General features: G+C 44.9%; 7 protein-coding genes. All 7 read left to right on the top strand.

The genetic code is table 11. From position 1 onward, the window contains the following. A partial coding sequence (locus tag ODJ80_RS13880; protein WP_263042544.1) for a sigma factor-like helix-turn-helix DNA-binding protein occupies positions 1–400 on the top strand: 400 nt, incomplete at its 5' end. After that, positions 393–590 carry a helix-turn-helix domain-containing protein gene (locus tag ODJ80_RS13875; RefSeq protein WP_002571019.1) on the top strand — a complete coding sequence of 66 codons (198 nt, stop codon included), beginning with the start codon at positions 393–395 and terminating at the stop codon, positions 588–590. The genes ODJ80_RS13880 and ODJ80_RS13875, both read left to right, overlap by 8 nt. A gap of 458 nt (positions 591–1,048) precedes the next feature. Further along, positions 1,049–1,978 (top strand): 23S rRNA (adenine(2058)-N(6))-methyltransferase Erm(52), encoded by a 930-nt coding sequence (gene erm(52) / locus ODJ80_RS13870; RefSeq protein ID WP_002571018.1) that lies wholly within the window; start codon positions 1,049–1,051, stop codon positions 1,976–1,978. Positions 1,979–2,310: 332 nt separating this feature from the next. After that, positions 2,311–2,922 carry a Type 1 glutamine amidotransferase-like domain-containing protein gene (locus ODJ80_RS13865; RefSeq protein WP_002571017.1) on the top strand — a complete coding sequence of 204 codons (612 nt, stop codon included), beginning with the start codon at positions 2,311–2,313 and terminating at the stop codon, positions 2,920–2,922. A 227-nt stretch (positions 2,923–3,149) separates the two neighbouring features. Continuing rightward, complete coding sequence (locus ODJ80_RS13860; protein ID WP_040013272.1) at positions 3,150–3,626, top strand: hypothetical protein; 477 nt, start codon at positions 3,150–3,152, stop codon at positions 3,624–3,626. A 17-nt stretch (positions 3,627–3,643) separates the two neighbouring features. Further along, the gene (locus ODJ80_RS13855; protein ID WP_002578912.1) at positions 3,644–4,042 is read left to right on the top strand and encodes a plasmid mobilization protein; all 399 of its coding nucleotides are present in this window, start codon (positions 3,644–3,646) and stop codon (positions 4,040–4,042) included. Further along, positions 4,014–5,155: relaxase/mobilization nuclease domain-containing protein (locus ODJ80_RS13850; RefSeq protein ID WP_263042543.1), on the top strand; the 1,142-nt coding region annotated here is incomplete at its 3' end. The genes ODJ80_RS13855 and ODJ80_RS13850, both read left to right, overlap by 29 nt.

Here is a 5,155-nt window from a genome sequence, read left to right as displayed (position 1 = left end):
AGAATATATCCAGCGCAGGTACAACGCCTTTTGCAAGACTGTTATCCGCTGTGCCGCCTTGGACAAGATTTTGAAGCTTAAACGGCAATGGGAACGGCAAGTTTCCCTTGACTATCTGATGAACGAGAAGTTTGTCCAGTTTGCCGCGTCGGAGCCGGACGAGGAATACCCATTTACCGTCTGCGGTCAGACCGTCCTGCTCTGCAACGCCGCCCTTGCCGACGCGATCTCTGTTTTGCCGGAGCAGACGCGGGAAGAAATCCTGCGCTATTACTTTCTGCGCCAGCCGCAGCGGGTGATCGGCGTACATATCGGACGGACACGCAGCACAGCAGGGCGGCATATCCAGCTTGCCTTGAAGCGGCTCCGGCGGCTCATGGAGGGAAAACGCTATGAGTAAACTTCTCCCCTATGAAACAATCGTCAAGGCGCATGAGGGCGACCCGGACGCAATCGACACCGTTCTTTCCCACTACGTCGGATATATCCGATACTGTTCCAAAGTACACGGGAAAGTCAGCGCCGAGGTTGAGGAACATATAAAACAGAAGCTAATCGCCGCGCTGTTCAAATTTCGCTTTGACCGATAAGCAAAGAACGAACACCGACTGTCATTAGCGATTTTCACCAGCAAGTTTACAATTCATCTATTCCCATAAGTAAGCGGTCATAGTATAATAAAGCCATCGACAAATAGTAATTATATTTTTTGAAAGAATTCTATAGAGTAAAAATATTTTGTCTTCTATGTTTTAGAAAATGTGCAACAGTCGTTCCGTGAGACTGGTATGTGCCCAAAAAAAATGGTCTATGCAAGAAAATAGATACAACAATAGTGAGCAAATGATTCAGGTAAAGATCAGATATATAATATTTTAAAGTAATTGTACATTTTTTAAGAAATTACAATGGTCATTCATCGTGTTTGAAAGAATAGGTTATTGGCGCACTTTACTTATATATCGTTTTACAGGGGCTGTTTTTTATGCAACGTTAGGGCTTACTCGTATATAGTTATGAAAATAAATAGAGAATGAGGTGCGATTAGATGAAAAATCTTGGATATTCACAAAATTTTTTGGTTAATAAAAAGTTGGTAGAACGTTTAATAAGCAAGTCAAATATTGATGTAACAGATTATGTTATTGAAATTGGTCCTGGAAAAGGGATAATAACAGATGTACTTTCTCAGCATGCTGGAGAGGTTGTTGCAGTTGAATATGATCAAGAATTATATAATAATTTAGTAAGATATCACAGTCATGATAATGTTACATATATATTTGGTGATTTTTTAAAATATAAGTTGCCTTTAAATCGCAGATATAAAATATTCTCCAATATTCCTTTTCAGATAACAGCGGATATTATTAGGAAATTAACAGACGATGTAAATCCACCATCAGATATAAATATCATAATTCAAAGAGAGGCAGCTAAAAAGAATTGCGGTATTCCATTACAAAAATATGAAGGTTTTCGTGCTGCTATAATAAAGGCACAATATAAGGTAGAAATTACACATAGTTTTAAAAGGAGCGATTTTTTTCCTTCGCCTAATGTTGATACAGTTATGCTTCATATGCAGTTATGGGATGATAGATTGAGTGGTGATGATCTTCAAAATTATAAAGATTTAGTGGCTTTTTTTTACACTAATATTAAAGGAGAGACTGCTAAAGAGAGACTTTCTATTTTATTTTCTAATGAGCAAATCAAAAGATTGGGAAAAGCCAATAGAATTAGTCTTTCAAATTCATATACGTTAATCACGGCCGAGCAGTGGATGAATATTTATTATTACTCCAAAATTGGATTGACAGATGAAAAGAAAAAAAAGTTTCAAGATGCATATAAAAAACTTCAAAAAATGAATAAAAAATTGAAAAAGCAAAACAGAACATCTTTACGAAAGTCTAGTAGCAATAAGAAATGTAGAACAAGGATTGATACTTCTAATGGTACAAAAAATAGATAGTATTGATAATTTCTATAAAAATGTGCATGGTAGTGCGAAAATCTGAGAAGAGAATTTAATGCTGGATTTTGTTGATAGTAGATTTCAATGAGTTAACCATAAAAGTATATTAGAAAGTAAAAACAACAGGGGTAGTAGAATATATTTGTTAGATACAAGAAGGAGAGATTGAATTTAAGGTCATCTAATACTCGCGGAATAGTGATAATAATGGTAAGCTGTATTGAAAAAAAACAAAATAACTAACATTATGGGATTATTTCGGTATGAATTGATGTTTTATCATCTTACATAGAATCAGAAATTTGAAAAATTAAAAGAGGACTAAGTTTATGAGAACCCTGTTCTTAACTTCAAGTGGCTTAAACGAAAAGACTATGGTATTATTTTGGAAATGTATCGGAAAAGAACCGATTAACACAAAAGCGATTTTGGTTCCATCCGCCGCAGTTGGAAATGATGGTGCGCGAGAAGGAATCATTGTATGTATGGAGCGCCTTATGAATATGGGAATACCTATGAATAATATTCTTATATATAATCTTGCGTTTTTACTTTCCGATGGATATAAAAGAACATATTCAAGTTATATTAGTGACATACCTGTACCGTTTCGCTTAATGAGTGTTCAAGAACTCACTCAATATGACATGATTGCTTTTTGTGGAGGAAATGCCCATACGCTTCTTAGCGAAATAAACAGAACAGGATTTTCGAAGCCCCTAAAGCAAGCAATAGAGAATGGATTGGTGTATCTGGGAATTAGCGCAGGTAGTATGATTGCTGCCGGAAATTTTTCCGATGGATTAGGATATTTAGCAAATCCGTTGATACCACACGCTGAAAAAGAGAGCCCTTTTGGAGATATATCGAAGAACGATTTGATTGAATTGGCTGACGGTCAAACTGTATTGATTAAAGGGAATCGACAGGAAATTATTTAATAAATTGAATACTGTTGTTTTTTTATCTTCGGGGCACCCTGACCCGAACTTTCAAAACTGAATATCAGCCGCCCACCAGCGGCCAGCGAAAGCAGTAAGTCTGAAAAAGATTTGCTGCTTTTTTTGTGTCCATTTGGCAAAATCGAAAATCACCCGTAGTAGGTAGGTGAAGCCAGAAAAAACTGCCTGCTCCGTTTGGCAAATTTCTAAGAGCGGTGGTGTGGGGAGTGAAAGGAAAAATTCTCTGCCCCGCCGGTTGCCAAAATCCTGTTGCCCGGATTACTAAGGCAAAAGAAATTTTGAAAAATCCCCGTCCAGCGGGTAGCTGGCGGCCTTTGAAATGTATCTTTAGCGGAAAGGGAAAAAGCCGCAGCCAGCGGGCAGCAAAGCCCCGTTCCGGCGTCATATTGGCGAAAGGAAAAAAGGCCGCCCACAGCGGGCCGCAAGCCCTGTCCTGTCCGTTCTATGTACGGAAAAACCAGACAGGGGCAGTCTGCGGCAGTCTTAGAGCAAGTTTCTACCACGGTGCCAAAATCCGCAATTCTGCGGTTTTGTCCCTCGCGGGAAACTTGTTGGGGAGTGCCTTCCCCAAACCCTGCTATGGCGGCTTGCGCCGCAAAAAGATTTCCGTTCGGCAGGCCGTTTTTTTGCGAGAACTGCCCCGGAAATACCTAACAGACCAGCCTATTTTTTGTGATAAGTGAAAGGAGGTTTACAGCCCATGCCGAAGCGATACAACACGCCCCACCGCAGCCGCGTTGTGAAAACCCGGCTGTCCGAAGATGAATACGCCGACTTCACAGCGCGGCTTGCGCCCTATGGTATCAGCCAGTCCGAATTTCTCCGGCAGGCGATACGGCGCACCGCCATACGCCCAATTATCCATGTGTCGGCGGTCAATGACGAGCTGCTTTCCGCTGTCGGGAAACTCACAGCCGAGTACGGCAGGATCGGCGGCAACCTCAACCAGATTGCCCGGTATCTGAACGAGTACGGCGTACCCTACAATGCGCTGTCCGGCGAGGTACGCGCCGCCATAGCCGACCTTGCCGCCCTCAAGTATGAAATCTTACAGAAAGTAGGTGACGCGGTTGGCAACACTCAAGCATATCAACTCTAAAAACGCCGACTACGGAGCCGCCGAACAATACCTGCTTTTTGAGCATGACGAGTTTACCATGAAGCCCGTCCTTGATGAAACCGGCAGGCTTATCCCCCGCGAGGACTACCGGCTGTCCACGCTGAACTGCGGCGGGGAGGATTTTGCCGTTGCCTGTATGCGGGCAAATCTCCGCTATGAGAAAAACCAACGGCGGGAAGATGTGAAAAGTCACCACTATATCATCAGCTTTGACCCACGGGACGGCCCGGACAACGGCCTGACCGTAGACCGGGCGCAGGAATTGGGCGAGAAGTTTTGCGCCGAGCATTTCCCCGGCCACCAAGCCCTTGTATGCACCCACCCGGACGGGCATAACCACAGCGGCAATATCCATGTGCATATCGTTATCAATTCGCTGCGGATAGAGGAAGTCCCGTTCCTGCCCTACATGGACAGGCCAGCCGACACGAAAGCCGGGTGCAAGCACCGCTGTACCGACGCGGCCTTGCGCTACTTCAAGTCCGAAGTCATGGAGATGTGCCACCGGGAGGGGCTTTACCAAATCGACCTCTTGAACGGCAGCAAGAACCGCGTCACAGACCGGGAGTATTGGGCGCAGAAAAAGGGACAGGCCGCGCTGGACAAGCAGAACGCCCCCATGATTGCAGGCGGTATCACGCCCCGGCAGACCAAGTTTGAAACGAACAAAGAGAAGCTGCGGCAGACCATACGCGCCGCGCTGTCTGCGGCGGCCTCATTCGAGGATTTTTCCTCTCTGCTGCTGCGGGAGGGCGTGACCGTCAAGGAGAGCCGGGGGCGGCTTAGTTACCTCACGCCGGACAGGACAAAGCCCATTTCCGCCCGCAAGCTGGGCGACGATTTTGACCGCGCCGCTGTCCTTGCCGTTTTGGAGCAGAACGCCGCCAGAGCCGCAGAAAAGGCCGCGGCTATATCCAGCACCCCGCCCTCTATCCAAGACCAACTGCGGGCAGACAGAGCCGCCCGAACCGCCCCGAATGTGCAGCGGCTTGTGGACATTGAGCAGAAGAAAGCCGAGGGGAAAGGCCGGGGCTATGAACGCTGGGCGACCATGCACAACCTCAAACAGATGGCCGCGACGCTGAATGTGTA

It is taken from the genome of Acutalibacter sp. LFL-21, from assembly GCF_025630755.1.
GTDB classification, from domain to species: domain Bacteria; phylum Bacillota; class Clostridia; order Oscillospirales; family Acutalibacteraceae; genus Acutalibacter; species Acutalibacter stercoravium.
This window is presented reverse-complemented; position numbering and strand designations above follow the sequence as displayed.

Bases quoted from the DNA above. Each gene is read 5' to 3' on its own strand.
- ODJ80_RS13855 (WP_002578912.1), top strand. From the start codon at position 3,644: ATGCCGAAGCGATACAACACGCCCCACCGCAGCCGCGTTGTGAAAACC.
- ODJ80_RS13865 (WP_002571017.1), top strand. From the start codon at position 2,311: ATGAGAACCCTGTTCTTAACTTCAAGTGGCTTAAACGAAAAGACTATG.
- ODJ80_RS13875 (WP_002571019.1), top strand. From the start codon at position 393: ATGAGTAAACTTCTCCCCTATGAAACAATCGTCAAGGCGCATGAGGGC.